We start from the raw sequence: 16,299 nt of genomic DNA, 5'->3' as shown, positions 1-16,299 counted from the left end.
GGTACGCCGCGTCGCATATCTCGGTGTCTCTGAATCTTTGAGCATGGTGTCCACGATGGTTTACGTGCACACGATCTTGCGAGATGTCGCGGGACTGTTCAAGGTGGTACGGCTGGTCGCTTACTGATCTTTTTCCAGTTTTCCGAGACCGCTTCGTCAGGGGCTCTAGAGGACAAGAAACTTTCATGCCGTGCCGCAGCCCAGAGGGCGTCATAGAAAGCCTGAGCGCTCTTCGGCCCAAGATACACGCAGTTGCGCTCCCACCATTGAAGACACCTTCCTGCGACCACCCCAGCTTCTTTTGTGTGCATCGCATTGAATTGCTCACGCATCAAAGCAAATGCGTCCTGATGCGCCTGCAAACGTCTTTCAGCAGCAACCATTCGGAGTTGATGCCCAGCCTTTAAATCCTCAAGGATCTCTAGGTGCTGTCGCTTAATGCCCTCTACTTTATTAGTGAGCTTCTCAACATCTTCTTTTGTGGCCAGACCTTTACCTTTCTCGCTCAGGTAGGAACCCAGAAAAGCCGCTCCTCCAACGAGACTCAACATAAGCAGATAAGCCCACCAAGGAGGTAGCCCTAAAGCACCAGCGATCTCAACGGCTAGGGCCTTCAACTGAACTGAATCCAATCCACACCTCCACAGCAAGTCCACGGCTTTAAAGCGTGGGGTAACGAATAGAAGTCGTGCAAGACGGTTTACTCAATCCTGAACGCCGATCCTCAATGCGCCTTATCCCAATTAGCCCCCACCCCCACCTCCGCCAGCAATGGCACCTTCAGCGCCGCCACGTCCGCCATCAAGCGCGGGATGTGGGTCTTGAGCCAGTCCACCTCGCCCTCGGGCAGCTCGAACACCAGTTCGTCGTGCACCTGCATGATCATTTGGATATCCGGCTTGTGGGCATCCAGCTCCTTCTGCACGGCCACCATCGCGAGCTTGATGAGGTCGGCGGCCGTGCCCTGCATGGGCGCGTTAATAGCGGCGCGCTCGGCCCCGGCGCGGCGGGGGCCGTTGGGGGAGTTGATTTCGGGCAGGTACAAGCGGCGGCCAAACACGGTCTCCACATAGCCCATGGATTTGGCGGCGGCCTTGGTGTCGTCCATGTACTGCTTTACGCCGGGGTAGCGCTGGAAGTATTTGTCGATGTACGCGGCGGCGGCCTTGGTCTCTATCCCTAAGTTCTTGGCAAGGCCAAAGCTGCTCATGCCGTAGATGAGGCCAAAGTTGATGACCTTGGCGTAGCGGCGTTGCTCGCTGGTGACCTGATCGACCTCCACCCCAAACACTTCGGCAGCGGTGGCGCGGTGCACGTCCAGCCCGGCGTGGAAGGCGTGCAGCAGCGAGTGGTCGCCGCTCAGGTGGGCCATGATGCGCAGCTCGATTTGGGAGTAGTCGGCGCTGGCGATCACGCGGCCTGCGGGGGCCACAAAGGCCTCGCGCACGCGGCGGCCTTCGGGGGTGCGGATGGGGATGTTTTGCAGGTTGGGGTCGTTGCTGGACAAGCGGCCGGTGACGGCCACGGCCTGCGCGTAGTGGGTGTGCACGCGGCCTGTGCGTGGCAGCGCCAACTGGGCCAGCTTGTCGGTGTAGGTGCCTTTGAGCTTGACGAGGCCCCGGTGCTCCAGCAGCTTGGCGGGCAGGGGGTAGTCCTCGGCCAGCTTTTCCAGCACTTCTTCGTCGGTGCTGCGGGCACCGGTGGCGGTCTTCTTCACCACGGGCATGCCCAGCTTGTCGAAGAAGATTTCGCCCAGTTGCTTGGGGCTGCTCAGGTTGAAGGGCTGGCCTGCAATCTCGTACGCCTCGGTCTCCAGCTGCAAGATGCGCTGGCCCAGCTCGTGGCTTTGGGCGGCCAGGGTGGGGGCGTCAATGAGCACGCCGTTGCGTTCGATACGGTACAGGGCCTCGCTGCTTTGCATCTCCAGCTCATAGATAAAGCGCAGTTTGTCGTCCGCCTGCAGCAGGGGCCACAGGGCGTTGTGTACGTCCAGGGTCTGGTCGGAGTCTTCGCACGAGTAGGCGGCGGCTTTGTCCACGGGCACTTGCGCAAACGGGATCTGGTGCGCGCCTTTGCCGCACAGGTCTTCGTAGCTGATGCCTTTGCGGCCAGTATGGCGCTCGGCCAGGCTGGTGAGGTTGTGGGGCTTGTGCACTTCGAGCACGTAGCTTTGCAGCATGGTGTCGTGCGCGTAGCCCTGCACCTCGATGCCGTGGTTGGCGAACACATGGCGGTCGTACTTGATGTGCTGGCCCAGCTTGTGGTGCTTGGGGTCTTCCAGCCAGGGCTTGAGGCGGGCGAGCACATCATCCAGCGGCAGTTGCGCGGGCGCGTCGGGGCCTTCGTGGCGCAGGGGGATGTAGGCAGCCTCGCCGGGCTGTACGCTGAAAGAGATGCCGACGATTTGCGCACGCATTTCGTCGAGGGAGTCGGTCTCGGTGTCGATGGCCGCGAGTGGGGCTTTGTGCAGGCGCTCCAGCCACTGGTCAAAGTCCGCCCAGTTCAGGATGGTGTCGTACACCACGGTGCGGTGCTGGGCTTCTTCGGCCACGGTGCTGGCGGAGTGGTCGGCAAACAGATCGCCGCTCTGGCCGGGCATGGCGACGGTGGGGGCTGTAGCCGCTGGGGCGGCTGCACCCTTGATGGCAGCGGCCAGGCCCTTGAAGCCGTATTGTTCGTAAAACGGCAGCAGGCCGGCGTTGTCTGGCGCGTCGAGCGTGATGTCATCAAACCCAGGCAGGCCGGGGATGTAGTCGGCCAGCGCGCAGTCGGTCTTCATGGTGACGAGCTGGCGGCTCAAGGCCAGCTGGCCGCTGGCAATGGCCTCGCGCAGGTTGTTGCCCGCCACGCCCTTGATGGCGTCGGCATTGGCAATCAGGTTGTCGAGCGAGCCATATTCCTCCAGCCACTTGGCGGCCGTCTTGGGCCCCACCTTGGTCACGCCGGGCACGTTGTCCACGGTGTCGCCCACCAGGGCCTGGTAGTCCACCATCAGCGCAGGCGGCACGCCAAACTCGGCTGTCACGCCCGCCACATCGCGGCGCTTGCCGCTCATGGTGTCGATGATGGTGATGTGCTCGTTGACGAGTTGGCTCAAATCTTTGTCGCCGCTGGACACAATGACCTCGATGCCCTGTGCGGCCGCCACGTGGGCCAAAGTGGCGATCACGTCGTCGGCCTCCACGCCGGGCACGGCCACTACCTTCCAGCCCAGCAGGTCCACCACCTGGTGGATGGGCTCGATCTGGCTGCGCAGGTCGTCGGGCATGGGTGAGCGCGTGGCCTTGTATTCGGTGTACAGGGCATCGCGGAAGGTGGGGCCGCTGGCGTCGAACACGCAGACGGCGTAGTCGGCAGTCACCTCTTTGCGCAGGGCCTGCATCATGTTGATCATGCCGCGAATGGCACCGGTGGCAGGGCTTGTGGGGTCGCCCGGCACCGCCCGCAGGTCGGGCATGGCGTGGAAGGCGCGGTAGAGGTAGCTGGAGCCGTCCACCAGCACCAGGGTCTTTTTGTCAGTCATGCACGGATTGTGCACGGCCGGGCTCCATCCAGGCAGCGCTCTACAATCGCCCGATGCGCGCTCTCTACCTCCTTTTGCTGCTGGGCATTGCCTCCGGCACCGCCCTGGCCCAAAATCCAAGCCAAAATGCCCCTCAGGGCACGACGGACAAGCGCGAAGCGCTCTCAAATCAAGAGCAATCTGCAGGCCGCACCAACCAGCGTACCGAGCGCATCCAGGTGGAAGACGCGGGCAGCCGCGTTGATGAGCTGCGTGTGGGCGGGCAAACACAGACGATTTCGGTGCAGCCCAAGACCGGCAACATGCCCGGCTACGAAGTGCAGTCGCCCGATGGCGCACGCAGCCGCGCAGGCAGCAACAGCGGCGCCGAGACCACCACCGCCCCGCGTGTCTGGAACGTGCTGAAGTTCTGAGCTCCCTGCAGCGACTGCGGTATTTGGCAGCGCCACCGCGCTGCCCCCATGAAGCCGCTGCACGCCCTGCCCTTCTTCTGCCAGTTTTTCATTTCTTTGTAACCCCCCTGAGCGATGGCCGTTTTTACCGAAGTCTCCAACACCGAGGCGCGCGAGCTGCTGCGCCGTTTGCAACTGGGTGAGCTGGTAGAGCTGCGCGGCATTGAGGGTGGCATTGAGAACACCAACTACTTTCTGACCAGCGACCAGGGCGAGTTCGTGCTCACGCTGTTCGAGCGCCTCACGGCGGCACAACTGCCGTTCTACCTGTACCTGATGAAACACCTGGCGCACGGCGGCGTGCCCGTGCCCGACCCGCGTGCTGACAAGAACGGCGACATCCTGCACACCGTGTGTGGCAAACCCGCTGCGGTGGTGAACAAGCTACGCGGCAAAAGCCAGCTCGCACCCCAGGGCGTGCACTGCGCGGCCGTGGGCACCATGCTGGCCCGCATGCACCTGGCGGGGCGTGGGTTTGACCGGCACCAGCCCAACTTGCGCGGCCTGCCCTGGTGGAACGAAACCGTGCCCGTGGTGCTGCCCCACATCGATTCGGCCCAGGCCGCCCTGCTGCGGTCCGAGCTGGCCTACCAGAACCATGTGGCGGCCAGCGCCACGTATGCCGCACTGCCCAGGGGCCCCGTGCACGCCGACCTGTTCCGCGACAACGTGATGTTCGATGGCGAGGAGCTCACGGGTTTCTTCGACTTCTACTTTGCGGGCGTGGACACCTGGCTGTTTGACCTGGCGGTGTGTCTGAACGACTGGTGCATCGACCTGGCCACCGGCGCGCACGACGCCGAGCGCGCCACCCGCATGCTGGACGCCTACCAGGCAGTGCGCCCGCTCAACGCGGCCGAACGCGAACTGCTGCCTGCCATGCTGCGCGCCGGTGCCTTGCGGTTCTGGATCTCGCGCCTGTGGGACTTTTACCTGCCGCGCGAAGCCTCGATGCTCACGCCGCACGACCCCACCCATTTCGAGCGCGTCTTGCGTGCTCGCCTTGCACACCCAGTGCACGCCTGAGCCCTTGTGCAGTGGCCGGAATGGGCCGCTGGGGTAAATTCCAAGCTATTGCACTGCCATGGGCGGCCTTCTGGCTGCCGGCAATGCCCGGGCGCAGGCCCCACCTTTCTTCAGCAGCACCTTCATGAAACTCCACATCGTCCCCGCCCGCACTGGCATGACCTGGGTCAAGCTTGGTATACGGACGTTCTGGAAGCAGCCCATGGCACTGGCAGCGCTGTTTTTCATGACCATGGCGGCCATGTCGCTGGCCTCCATGATTCCGCTGGTCGGCCCTGCGGTGGCGCTGATGCTGTTGCCATCGGCCACTCTGGCCATGATGGTGGCGGCGGCGCAAGCCTCGCAGGGGCGGTTTCCCACACCGGCCGTGCTGCTGGTGGCGTTTCGCACCGGGCAGCAGCGGCTGCGTGACATGCTGGTGCTGGGCGCCCTGTATGCGGCTTGCTTTCTGGCGGTAATGGGCCTGTCGGCCCTGATCGACGGCGGGCAGTTCGCCAAGGTGTACCTGGGCGGTGCCCAGCTCAGCAAGGAAGTGGCCGAAGACCCGGCGTTCCAGAGCGCGATGTGGCTCTCCATGGTGCTGTACCTGCCGCTGTCGCTGCTGTTCTGGCATGCCCCGGGGCTGGTGCACTGGCATGGCGTGCCGCCGGTCAAGGCGCTGTTCTTCAGCATCGTGGCCTGTGTGCGCAACTTCAGCGCATTCCTGGTCTATGGACTGGGTTGGCTGGGCGTGTTTCTGCTGGGGGGGCTGGTGGTGGCGCTGGTGTCGGCACTGCTGGCTACGGCGGGACTTGCGGCATCGGCGGCTGGCGGCATCATGGTGGGTGCCGCGTTGATGATGGCGGCGATGTTCTTCACGTCGGTGGTGTTCACCTTCCGTGACAGCTACGAGCCCCCTTCAACCCCAGAACCCGAGCCGCCCCATGACACACCACCACCACCCGACTCCCCTGCTCCTGGGCCGGACTGACAACGAGCTTCTGTGGCACCGGCGGCGCAGCCTGTTGCAGGCGGCCGCCGCATGGGTGGCCGCTGGCGGGTGGATGGCCGCGCAGGCGCAATCGCGCAGCAACATCGTCGAAGTGCGCGGGGATGTGCTGCGCAATGGGCAGGCGCTGACGGCACAGGGCAGCATCGCCGCCGGTGACCGCATCGAAACGGGGCCGGGCTCCACCGCCATCTTTGCCGTGGGCAACAGCGCTTTCATGGTGCGGCAGAACACACGCCTGGCGCTGGAGGGCGACACGCCGACCGCCGTCAAGGTGCTGCGGGTGCTGACCGGCGCGGTGGCCAGCGTGTGGGGGCAAGGCACCGACCGGCAGGTGATTTTGCCCACCGCCACGGCGGGTATCCGGGGCACGGGTGTGTATGCCGAGGTGTTCCCCGAGCTGGACCACCGGGGCTACTTCTGCAACTGCTATGGAACGGTGGACCTGGCCGCTGGCAACGAAAGCGTGGTCAGCCAGTCGGTCTACCACCAGTCGTTCTGGGCCGAGCCTGCGCCGCGCGACGGCCGCCTTCTGACCCCTGCTGGTGCCATCAACCACACCGACGAAGAGCTGGAGTTTCTGGCCGGCCTCATCGGCCAGCGCACGGCCTGGCAGATTGCCGGGCGCAAGGGCACCAAAGACGGCAGCGGGCAGATGAACTACCCCGCGCCCGGCGGCACAACACCAGGAACCACACCGCCGGTACCCACGGCCCCCACCCGCGCCGTGCCACCGCCCCCCGGCGACACCAGCACCTACTGACCGCCGACCAAGCCCCTGGCAACGCGCCCACCGCAACGCACAAGGCCCACTGGCCAGTGGGTTGCCCTGTTGGTGGCAACCCCCTGGCCAGCGGGCCGGGTCGGTCAAAAAAACGAACTAGCGGGGGATCAGGTCCCGATCACGCCGCCGTCGTTCTTGGTGATCACGATGGTGGCCGAGCGGGGGCGCTTGCCTGCGCCGTAACCTGCGTTGGCGGGCCACTGGCTCTGGTACTTGGTGGCGTCGCCCACATTGGCCAAGGCGGTGCCTTCACCGGGGTGCTGGATGTTCACGAAGATGGCCTTGCCGTCGGGCGTTTCGGCCACCCCGGTGATTTCGCTGCCCTTGGGGCCGACCAGGAAACGCTTGAGCGTGCTTTCAGTGGCAGCCTTGCCCACGGGGGTCACGATGTCCAGCTTGCTGCCGTCGGTCTTGGTGTAGCTCAGCGTCTTCTTGCCGCCGTCACCCACCTGGCCGGGCACAGCGGCCAGCATCATGCAGTTGGTCACGTCGGTGTAGGCGCCGTCGTCGGTCTGGATCCAGCAGATGCCGGTGGCCTTGCTGAAGGCCAGGCCGTCGGGGCTGGAGAAGTCCTGGTCAGCCGTCAGCGACGAGATGTTGACCAGCGCCTTGTCGGCCCCGGCTTCGGCGCCGAACAGGTACACGTCCCAGGTAAAGGCCGAGACCGAGGCGCCTTCTTTCATGCGCACCAGGTGGCCGTTGGGGTTACCGGTCTGTGCCGAGGTGCCCTTCATGTCGGTGTAGGCACGTGGGTTGGCGGCGTCTGGCAGGTACTGGCTACCCGTGGGGTTCACACTGCGGTTGCTGTTGTTGGTCAGCGTGAAATAGATCTCGCCGTTGGCGGGGTTCACGGCGTTCCATTCGGGGCGGTCCATCTTGGTGGCGCCCACGGCATCCGCCGCCAGGCGGGTGTTGATGGCGATGTCGGCTGCATCGGCAAACTTGTAGGCTGCATAGCCGCTGATGGCGGTGTTGGCCAGCGCCAGCTCGACCCAGGTGCCCGTGCCATCGGCATTGAACTTGGCCACATACAGCTTACCGCTGTCCAGGTACTTGTCGCCCACGGCCATGCGGTCGGCGGCATTGGCATCGGCGGCATTCCACAGCGCGGTGGACACAAACTTGTAGATGTATTCGCCGCGCGAATCGTCACCCATGTACACCGACAGCGGCTTGCCTGCCTCAACCTTGCCAAACGCCGCGCTTTCGTGCGCGAAGCGGCCCAGGCCCGTGCGCTTCTTGGCCATGCGGGTCTTGTCGTAGGCATCGATCTCGACGATGTAGCCCATGCCATTCATCTCGTTGCGGTAGTCATCGCTGCCGTCCACCGACGTGCCGGTCTTGCTGTTGTTCCAGCGCTGGTACTGGTCGGCGGCACCGCCGCTCTCCCAGCCGTGGCGCGATGCAGCACCCTGGTTGCGGCCATAGCGCTTGAGGGCCGTGACGCTCTTGTCGTTGCCGCGTGCGGCATCGTCGGCAGCGCCACGCGTGAAGTAACCAAACCAGTTTTCCTCACCGGTGAGGAACGTGCCCCAGGGCGTTTTGCCCGTGCCGCAGTTGTTCAGCGTGCCGCGCGTGGTGGTGCCCGTGGGGGAGAACTTGGTGATCATCTGCGCATTGCCACGCGCAGGGCCCGAGATCTCGATGGGGCTCAATGCCGTCAGGCGGAAGTTGAGCGCAGAGTTCTGCACGTAGGCCCACTTGCCACCCGACTTGGCGACTTCGATCACGGCAATGCCGTGGATCGCCGTTTCCTTGTCGATTTCGGCCGCAGGGCGTGGCAAGGTGGTCGTGCCGCCGTTGGCATGCAGGAAGTGGGACGACAGCTTCTCGTCGGTGGTGGCTTCGTGGTTGATGGCCAGCAGCCCGCGCTCGATGGCGTTGTCGTTGCGCTTGCCGTCAGCCCCCAGGCCAAACCATTCCATGCCGTCGTGGTGATCGCCACCGCGCTTGTCGAAGTCACCATCGGTGCCATCGTTCTTGTAGGCAGCCACGCCTGCTGCAATGGGGTCGCCCAGCGCAAACAGCACGCTGGCGGTGTAGCCCGCAGGCACGGCCACCACGTCGGCCAGGCTCTTGGGCACCGCGCCAAAGCCCAGCAGCTTGGGGCCGGCAGGGGGTGGAGTCACTGCAGGGTCGTCGCTGCCGCCGCAGGCCGACACGCCAAAGCCCGCCAGCACCGTGGTGCCCACCGTGCCCACGCTGCCCCGCAGAAGGCCACGGCGCGACAGGCGAGCGCCCAGCACCGCATCAAAGCTGGGGTTGGCAGAGGTGTTGGAGTTCTCGTTGTTGAAGTCAATCGCCTGCTCTGGCGCAGCCACACGGTGGTTCATGGGGTTCCTCGGGTTGTTGGTTACAAAACCCATGGAGCGTAGAAACCGTGGGTGACATCGCCGTGAAGCTTTTGCGGCGGTTTGATGACAGTCGGTCCCTGCAAGCTGGTGGTCGCACCAGAGATGGACATACACAAATACGAATCACTACTATTTGTATAATCAAAACCTGCCTTCGCCCACCCAGCCACGCCCTCGCACCTTGTGGTGCACAGGCTCCCTCAGCCAGTGCGGCCCCTTCGTTGACCACCGCAGCGCCCTTGCAGGCCCAACCGCCTTCCATGCCATGGCCTGCGCGCCCCTTTGCCCCGGAGACCTCTGCATGCCCCATTCCTTTCTGAAGACCTCGGTCCTGGTAGCCGCTCTGGCCCTGTGCACCTATGGCACTCACGCAGCAGCGCAGGCAGGTGGTGCGCCGGCCCCGTCGGCCAACGCACAGGCGGTGAACACCAACATGGTGGCCGCGCACTACGGCCACCTGGTGCATGCCAACTACACAGACACGCTGAATGCTGCCAAGGCCCTGCAGGCCGCAGTGCTGGCATTCACCGCCAAGCCCTCTGCAGAAACGCTGGCCGAAGCCCGCAAGACCTGGTTGGCCGCACGCGAGTTCTACGGGCAGACCGAAGCCTTCCGCTTCTACGGCGGCCCCATTGACAACGACAACGGCCCGGAAGGCCGCATCAACGCCTGGCCCATGGACGAATCGTTTGTGGACAGCGTGCAAGGCAAGGCCAACGCCGGGCTGGTGAACAACCGCAAGTTCACCATCAACAAGAAGAACCTGTCCGCGCAGAACGAGCGTGGCGGCGAAGAAAACATTGCCACGGGATGGCACGCCATCGAGTTCTTCCTGTGGGGCCAGGACCTGTCAGACACCGGCCCGGGCAACCGCAGCTTTGAAGACTTTGTGGATGGCAAGGCCCCCAATGCCGACCGCCGCCGCCAATACCTGAACGTGGTGACAGAGCTGCTCATTGACGACCTCACCACGCTGGTGAAGGCCTGGGCGCCAGATGCCAAGAACAACTACCGCGCCCGCTTCGTCAAAGGTGGCCAGGAATCGGTGCGCAAGATGCTGGTGGGCCTGGGCTCGCTGTCGCGCGGCGAATTGGCCGGCGAACGGCTGGAAGTGGCGCTGAACAGCCAGGACCAGGAAGACGAGCACTCGTGCTTTTCGGACAACACCCATCGCGATGCGGTGACCAACGCACTGGGCATCCAGAACGTGTGGCTGGGCCAGTACAAGCAGGCCAACGGCACGGTGCTGCAAGGCCCTTCGCTGCGTGACCTGGTGGCCGCCAGGGACGCCGCGCTGGCCGACAAGACCACGCAGCAGATCGCCGCATCGGTGGTCGCCGCAGAAGGCATTCAGGCCCCGTTCGATCGCGAAATCATCGGCGGCAAGGACGCCCCAGGCCGCCAGCGCATCCAGAAGACCATCGACAGCCTCACACAACAAAGCAAAGACCTGGTCGCTGCCGCCAACGCCATTGGCATCACCAAGTTGACGCTGGTCCAGCCTTGAACATGCAGATCTCGCGAGCCAAACGCCGCCAGCGCGCTGTGCGCCTGGCGGCTGCCAGCACCGCCATCGTCGCGCTCGCCGGCTTCGGCAGCCTGGGCATTCCATCGCTGACGGCGGCCCCCCAACCCGACCCGCAGGGCGAAAAAACCGGCGGCGAGACCACCGTATTCGCCACCGGGCGCAATGCCTTCTCGTTCCCAGCCGCCAACCTGACCGATGAGGAACGCACGCGCTTTGTCATCGGCAACTCGTTCTTTCGCCGCAACTGGGTCGAGGCCCCTGCATCCACCAAGGCCCGTGATGGCCTGGGCCCGCACTTCATCGCGCGCTCGTGCGGTGGCTGCCACGTGCAGGACGGCCGGGGCGAGCCGCCAGCGATCTTCAACCGCCTGGGCGAGACCAAGGACCCGACCGTGGCCCTGCTGATCCGCCTGTCCATCCCCGGCAAAGACGCGCATGGCGGGCCCAAGCCCGACCCGGTGTATGGAGACCAGTTCAACAACGCGGCCATCCAGGGCGTCAGCCCTGAAGGGCGCGTCACGCTGCGCTACGAAACGATCAAAGGCCAGTTTGCCGACGGCATGCCTTACACACTGCAAAAGCCCGTGTATGGCTTCGCCGACCTGGGCTACGGCCCCATGCACCCGGACGTGACGAGCAGCCCGCGCATTGCGCCGCAGATTATCGGCGTGGGCCTCCTCGAAGCGATTGCCGAGGCCGACATCCTGGCCAACGCAGCCGACCAGGCCGCCGCGCCCGGCCCCATCAAAGGCCAAGCCAACAAAGTGTGGGACGCGCCCTCGGGCAGCATGATGACAGGGCGATTTGGCTGGAAGGCCAATGTGGCCACCATCGCGCACCAGACGGGCGGCGCCTTTCTGGGCGACATGGGCATCACGTCCCGCCACTTCGCGCACGAGACCTGCACCCCCGCACAAAAGGACTGCCTGGCAGCACCCAGCGGCAAAAGTGGCAAGGAGGGCGCCAGCGTGCAAGGCCAGCCGGCTGTGGAGATCGACGACAAGACCCTCGCCGACGTGATCTTCTACCAGGCCACGCTGGCACCGCCCGCGCGCCGTAACGTCAACGACGTGCAGGTGCAACGCGGTCAGGCCTTGTTTGCCCAGGCCCAGTGCGCTACCTGCCACCGGCCCAGCTACGTGACCAGGGAAGGCCCCTTCCCCACGCTGACCAGCAAAGCCCTGAACGGCCAGCGCATCTGGCCCTACACCGACCTGCTGCTGCACGACATGGGCGAACGCCTGGCCGACAACCGGCCCGACTTTGGCGCCAACGGCCGCCAGTGGAAGACTCCCGCACTGTGGGGCACCGGCCTGATCAAGGATGTGAACGGCCACACGCGCCTGCTGCACGACGGCCGCGCGCGCGGCGTGCTGGAGGCGGTGCTGTGGCACGGCGGCGAGGCCGAAGCAGCCAAGGACCAGGTGCTGAAAATGAAGAAGGCCGACCGTGATGCGCTGGTGAAATTTGTGGAGTCGCTATGAGTATTGCCCCCCACGCTCCGCCGCTTCGCGGGTCGCTGCCCCCCGAGGGGGCCGCGTTTTCATCTTGGGGCGGCCCGGCGATGAAAACATCCCTCCTTGCTGCCGCCCTGCTGCTGACCGCAATGCCCCCCGTAGCTGCGCAGGCCCAGACTGCCGCAGCCGCCCCCGCCTGGCAGCGCGAAGCCGTGCCGTTCTACGACACCGTACACGCGCTGCAGGGCTTCTACGGGCATTGGGCCCTGCCCCGCGCCAAAGACTTTGACCAGAACGCCCGCGCCCTGGCGCCCGCCGTGGCCGCACTGTGCCAGGCCCCGGCCAGTGACAGCAAGGCGGCCTTGGCCGCCGCACGCATGGCCTGGCAAACGACAGCACGCGCGTGGGAGCAATTGGCGGCCGTGTCGATTGGCCCCGTCATCGCCCGCCGCAGCCAGCGCGCCATCGACTTCACGCCCACCCGCCCCGCGCTGATCGAAAAAGCCGTCGTCACCCAGCCCCAGGGCGCCAAGGCCTTCGAGCGCATCGGCACCCCCGCCAAGGGCCTGCCCGCGCTGGAATGGCTGCTGTGGACCCGCCCCGTGCAGCCCGGCAGCCTTGCCTGCAGCTACGCACACGAAGTGGCGCAGGACGTGGCCCGCGAATCCGCCGCCTTGCAAGCCGCCTTCACCACCGCCGCAGGCACCGACTGGGGCGCCGAGGACGAACAGGAGCAGTCCACCCAGGCCATCAGCGAGTTTGTGAACCAATGGGTGGGCGGAATCGAACGCCTGCGCTGGGCGCAGATGGAAAAGCCCTTGCGCGCCGCTGGATCGGGATCTGGCAGCCGCACCCCCGACTACCCACGTTCTGCCAGCGGCGACACCCTGGCCGCCTGGGCCGCCACCTGGGCAGGCCTGCGCAGCGTGACCGCCCTGCCTGCGAACGCCGCCACACCCGCGCCCGGCGAGGCGCTGGTGCCGCTGGAGATGTATTTGCGCGGCAAGGGCCTGAACCCGCTGGCCGACAAACTGCACCTGGCCACCGGCAAGGTGGATGCATCGATGGCGCAGGTGCAAAAAGCGGGCGTGCAGAACAAGGCCACCATCCAGCAGACCGCGAAGGATCTGGCCGCACTCAAGTATCTGGCCGAATCCGAAGTGGCACCGGCGCTGCAGGTGAGCATTGGTTTTTCTGACGCCGATGGTGATTGACCTCCACCGCCGCCAAACGCTGGCAGGGCTGGCCGCGCTGGCAGGCCTGGGAGCGTGGGCGTTCGCTCCGGCCTCCGCGTTCGCCAGAAACAACGGCACCATGCACTTGGCTGCCGCCTGGGAGCGCGAGGGCAGCTTTCACATCGGGCTGCTGTCCACGCAACCGGGCGCCGGGCAGCCGTTGCAGATCCACGCATCGCTCGAAGTCCCCACCCGCGCCCACGGCCTTCTTGTGCTGCCCGATGGCTCCGTGCTGGCCACCGCCCGCCGCCCCGGCGACTGGCTGGTACGCTGGTGGCCCGGCCAACGCGCGGAGCCTCAATGGCTGTGGCAGGACGGTGAGCGCAGCTTCAACGGCCATGTCATCGCCAGCGCAGACGGGGCCCGTTTGTTCACCACCGAAACGGATGCAGAAACCGGCGCCAGCTGGGTCGGCGTGCGCGACGCCCGCACCCTGCAAAAAATCGCCGAATGGCCCACCCACGGCATCGACGCGCACGAGCTGACCTGGGACACGCGCACCACCCACCACGGCGCGCCCACCGTCATCGTTGCCAACGGCGGCGTACCCACCGCGCCCGAAACCGGCCGGGTCAAGCGCGACCTGCAAACGATGGATTCGTCCATCGTGCGGCTGGACGGCCACACCGGCCGTCTGCTGGGCCAATGGCACCTGCAAGACCAGCGCCTGAGCCTGCGCCATCTGGCCTGGAGCCCCGATGCTCGGACCCTTGGCATCGCCCTGCAGGCCGAACACGACGACACCGCGACCAAAGACGCCGCCCCCGTGCTGGCCCTGTTCGACGGCACGGCCTTGCGCGTAGTGCCCACGCCCGAGCGCATTGCACAAAGCATCCACGGCTACGGCGGCAGCATGGCCGCCACACCTGCGGGCTGGGCCGTCAGCTGCCCGCGCGCCAATGGCATTGCCACGTACACATCGCAAGGCGAATGGCGCGGGCTGGTGCCCCTACCCGAGGTCTGCCCCCTGGCCGTGCACGGCAGCGCGCTGTGGGCGGGTGGCCTGGGTGCCAGCCTGCAGAACGCCCAGGCTACGGCACCCGTAAGCCACCCGCATGGGCGCAACCTGCAAGGTGTGCGGCTGGACAACCACTGGGTGGTGGCCTCTTGAAACTGCGGCTGCGACTGTTTTATTGGCCTTGCGCGGGGTCCGTGTTCCTTGTCGACACGCTGTGCCGCTGACGCAGAGTTTCTGACGGCTTGCGCAGGGGACAAAGAGCCAACAGCATCAGTGCAACAGCCCGTCGCGCAACACATGCCGGGGTCGCGCCACACGCCCAATCTCACGGCGTCAATGCTGTTCTAGTTCACCCTGTGCTGCGACCCAGCCAAAATCGATTCGAGGAGATCTTCCCTATTGACGATCAAGGGAGAAGTATTTTGAGAATAATCCAAACGAGTCCGTTAAAAATCTCTTGTGATTTTTGATACTTCGAGGCGAAAACCTTCTTCGTTCAACTCGCAATCGTCCCAGCCATCCGAAGGATTGAACAAGTCAATCAAGCAAAAAATACTGGTCAACGCATCGCTTGTGCTTGAGTCATCTTTCAACAACTCACCACTGTCCCTTTCATTTTTCCAACGCTGGGCGTATTGATCGCAAAACGCGGAGCAATCAATGCTGTCGTGTTCAGACCGGACACATAGTTAACAGGTGTGCGAGGACATGGTTAACACTTTCGGCGAACTTCGCCGGAGGTCGCTATGCCATGGAAGGCTTGCAACACCATGAACCTGAGACAGGAATTCGTTGCGCTGGCAAGGCAAGAAGGGGCCAACGTGCGCCAGCTGTGCCGACGCTTTGGCATCAGCGCCCCAACCGCGTACAAGTGGCTCAACCGCTTTGAAGAGCAAGGCAGCGAGGGGCTCGTAGACCGATCGCGCAGGCCCCGCAGCAGTCCGAGCAGCTCCTCACCGCAGGTGGAGGCGGCCGTCATAGATGTGCGCATCGAGCATCCCTCGTGGGGCGGGCGCAAGATCAGCTGGCGCTTGCAGCACCTGGGTGGACCCAACGTGGCCCCCAGCACCATCACTTCCATCTTGCGCCGCCACAGCTTGATCACGCCCGAGGCCAGCGAAGCGGCCAAGCCCTGGCAGCGGTTCGAACGCGAGGAGCCCAACGCACTTTGGCAGGCCGACTTCAAGGGCCACTTCCAGACCGTTGAGGGTCGGTGCTCGCCGCTGACCATGCTGGACGATCACTCGCGCTTCAACCTTGCGCTTCAGGCCTGCGGCAAAACTGCCACTGAGATCGTGCAAGCGCACATGACGGAGGTATTCAGGCGCTACGGCCTGCCTGCGCAGATCAACTTCGACAACGGTGCTCCCTGGGGCTCACCGAGTGCGCCTGGCCAGCTCACAGCGCTGGGCGTGTGGCTGGTACAACTGGGCATCCACGTCAGCCACAGTCGGCCCTACCACCCGCAAACCAATGGCAAGGACGAGCGCTTTCACCGAACGCTGGAGATCGAGGTGCTCAAGGGAAGGTGCTTTGAGAGCCTGCAGAAGGTCCAGCAGGCGCTGGACCGCTGGCGTGTGGTCTACAACCACCAGCGCCCCCATGAAGCACTGCACGGAGCCACCCCGGTCACATGCTACCGGCCCAGCAAGAGAGCGTTCCCTGAGCGATTGAGCCCGCCGCAGTACAGCAGTGAAGACGAGGTGCGCACGGTCGACTGGAACGGCATCCTGAAGTTCAGAGGTAAGCGCTACAAGCTGAGCAATGCCTTGCACCGCCACAAGGTGGGTATCCGGCCCAAGCAGGACAAGGACGGCTGCTTTGAAGTGTTCTTCGCGCATCACCGCTGCCTGGTGATTGACCTAACTGTCACATCCCGGACGATTGCATAGACTCCAAACGCTATCCACTCTTCATGGCGCGAGCGGTTCTAAAGGAGTTGATAGAGTCCTTGCAATCCACCCAGGGAGTGAAGCCATGTTGATAGCCCTGCA

The 16,299-nt window shown here is 64.8% G+C and carries 13 protein-coding genes; 9 read left to right on the top strand and 4 right to left on the bottom strand.

The genetic code is table 11. The annotated features are described in order from the left end of the window. Positions 1-98: 98 nt before the first annotated feature. Both NFX52_RS24835 and polA read right to left on the bottom strand, forming a co-directional pair. Positions 99-632 carry a hypothetical protein gene (locus tag NFX52_RS24835; protein ID WP_156358818.1) on the bottom strand — a complete coding sequence of 178 codons (534 nt, stop codon included), beginning with the start codon at positions 630-632 and terminating at the stop codon, positions 99-101. A gap of 92 nt (positions 633-724) precedes the next feature. Continuing rightward, positions 725-3,523 carry a DNA polymerase I gene (polA, locus tag NFX52_RS24830; protein WP_055401046.1) on the bottom strand — a complete coding sequence of 933 codons (2,799 nt, stop codon included), beginning with the start codon at positions 3,521-3,523 and terminating at the stop codon, positions 725-727. A gap of 53 nt (positions 3,524-3,576) precedes the next feature. On the opposite strand from polA, the gene NFX52_RS24825 reads away from it, so the two are divergent. The 4 genes from NFX52_RS24825 (at position 3,577) to NFX52_RS24810 (ending at position 6,752) form a co-directional block, all read left to right on the top strand. Continuing rightward, on the top strand, positions 3,577-3,936 hold the full coding sequence (locus NFX52_RS24825) for a hypothetical protein (protein ID WP_055401044.1): 360 nt from the start codon (positions 3,577-3,579) through the stop codon (positions 3,934-3,936). Between the two features lie 114 nt (positions 3,937-4,050). Then, positions 4,051-5,001, top strand: coding sequence for a homoserine kinase (locus NFX52_RS24820; RefSeq protein ID WP_055401042.1), 951 nt, complete (start codon positions 4,051-4,053; stop codon positions 4,999-5,001). Between the two features lie 124 nt (positions 5,002-5,125). Then, positions 5,126-5,971, top strand: coding sequence for a BPSS1780 family membrane protein (locus NFX52_RS24815; RefSeq protein WP_207402126.1), 846 nt, complete (start codon positions 5,126-5,128; stop codon positions 5,969-5,971). Beyond that, positions 5,925-6,752 (top strand): FecR family protein, encoded by an 828-nt coding sequence (locus NFX52_RS24810; RefSeq protein ID WP_055401040.1) that lies wholly within the window; start codon positions 5,925-5,927, stop codon positions 6,750-6,752. Before NFX52_RS24815 ends, NFX52_RS24810 begins: the two co-directional genes overlap by 47 nt. Before the next feature lie 128 nt (positions 6,753-6,880). Here NFX52_RS24810 and NFX52_RS24805 read toward each other — a convergent pair whose 3' ends face one another. Then, positions 6,881-9,106, bottom strand: coding sequence for a PhoX family protein (locus NFX52_RS24805; RefSeq protein WP_055401038.1), 2,226 nt, complete (start codon positions 9,104-9,106; stop codon positions 6,881-6,883). 322 nt (positions 9,107-9,428) lie between these two features. Between NFX52_RS24805 and NFX52_RS24800 the strand changes: the two genes are divergently transcribed. The 4 genes from NFX52_RS24800 (at position 9,429) to NFX52_RS24785 (ending at position 14,458) form a co-directional block, all read left to right on the top strand. Continuing rightward, the gene (locus NFX52_RS24800; RefSeq protein ID WP_082437577.1) at positions 9,429-10,634 is read left to right on the top strand and encodes an imelysin family protein; all 1,206 of its coding nucleotides are present in this window, start codon (positions 9,429-9,431) and stop codon (positions 10,632-10,634) included. A 2-nt stretch (positions 10,635-10,636) separates the two neighbouring features. After that, positions 10,637-12,139, top strand: coding sequence for a di-heme oxidoreductase family protein (locus tag NFX52_RS24795; RefSeq protein ID WP_055401036.1), 1,503 nt, complete (start codon positions 10,637-10,639; stop codon positions 12,137-12,139). An 80-nt stretch (positions 12,140-12,219) separates the two neighbouring features. Next, positions 12,220-13,326 carry an imelysin family protein gene (locus tag NFX52_RS24790; RefSeq protein ID WP_207402128.1) on the top strand — a complete coding sequence of 369 codons (1,107 nt, stop codon included), beginning with the start codon at positions 12,220-12,222 and terminating at the stop codon, positions 13,324-13,326. Next, complete coding sequence (locus tag NFX52_RS24785) at positions 13,316-14,458, top strand: DUF1513 domain-containing protein (protein WP_055401032.1); 1,143 nt, start codon at positions 13,316-13,318, stop codon at positions 14,456-14,458. Before NFX52_RS24790 ends, NFX52_RS24785 begins: the two co-directional genes overlap by 11 nt. Before the next feature lie 293 nt (positions 14,459-14,751). Here the strand turns inward: NFX52_RS24785 and NFX52_RS31140 are convergent, their stop codons facing one another. After that, positions 14,752-14,967 carry a colicin immunity domain-containing protein gene (locus NFX52_RS31140; protein ID WP_082437576.1) on the bottom strand — a complete coding sequence of 72 codons (216 nt, stop codon included), beginning with the start codon at positions 14,965-14,967 and terminating at the stop codon, positions 14,752-14,754. Positions 14,968-15,051: 84 nt separating this feature from the next. On the opposite strand from NFX52_RS31140, the gene NFX52_RS24780 reads away from it, so the two are divergent. Then, positions 15,052-16,197 carry an IS481 family transposase gene (locus tag NFX52_RS24780; protein WP_055401030.1) on the top strand — a complete coding sequence of 382 codons (1,146 nt, stop codon included), beginning with the start codon at positions 15,052-15,054 and terminating at the stop codon, positions 16,195-16,197. Positions 16,198-16,299 lie beyond the last annotated feature (102 nt).

The sequence above is a fragment of the Acidovorax facilis genome, assembly GCF_023913775.1.
GTDB lineage: Bacteria > Pseudomonadota > Gammaproteobacteria > Burkholderiales > Burkholderiaceae_C > Acidovorax > Acidovorax facilis.
This window is presented reverse-complemented; position numbering and strand designations above follow the sequence as displayed.

What these genes read in the sequence shown, in the direction of transcription:
- polA (WP_055401046.1), bottom strand. Translation starts at nt 3,523, where the DNA reads ATGACTGACAAAAAGACCCTGGTGCTGGTGGACGGCTCCAGCTACCTC.
- NFX52_RS24825 (WP_055401044.1), top strand. Translation starts at nt 3,577, where the DNA reads ATGCGCGCTCTCTACCTCCTTTTGCTGCTGGGCATTGCCTCCGGCACC.
- NFX52_RS24820 (WP_055401042.1), top strand. Translation starts at nt 4,051, where the DNA reads ATGGCCGTTTTTACCGAAGTCTCCAACACCGAGGCGCGCGAGCTGCTG.
- NFX52_RS24815 (WP_207402126.1), top strand. Translation starts at nt 5,126, where the DNA reads ATGAAACTCCACATCGTCCCCGCCCGCACTGGCATGACCTGGGTCAAG.
- NFX52_RS24810 (WP_055401040.1), top strand. Translation starts at nt 5,925, where the DNA reads ATGACACACCACCACCACCCGACTCCCCTGCTCCTGGGCCGGACTGAC.
- NFX52_RS24805 (WP_055401038.1), bottom strand. Translation starts at nt 9,106, where the DNA reads ATGAACCACCGTGTGGCTGCGCCAGAGCAGGCGATTGACTTCAACAAC.
- NFX52_RS24800 (WP_082437577.1), top strand. Translation starts at nt 9,429, where the DNA reads ATGCCCCATTCCTTTCTGAAGACCTCGGTCCTGGTAGCCGCTCTGGCC.
- NFX52_RS24795 (WP_055401036.1), top strand. Translation starts at nt 10,637, where the DNA reads ATGCAGATCTCGCGAGCCAAACGCCGCCAGCGCGCTGTGCGCCTGGCG.
- NFX52_RS24790 (WP_207402128.1), top strand. Translation starts at nt 12,220, where the DNA reads ATGAAAACATCCCTCCTTGCTGCCGCCCTGCTGCTGACCGCAATGCCC.
- NFX52_RS24785 (WP_055401032.1), top strand. Translation starts at nt 13,316, where the DNA reads ATGGTGATTGACCTCCACCGCCGCCAAACGCTGGCAGGGCTGGCCGCG.
- NFX52_RS24780 (WP_055401030.1), top strand. Translation starts at nt 15,052, where the DNA reads ATGCCATGGAAGGCTTGCAACACCATGAACCTGAGACAGGAATTCGTT.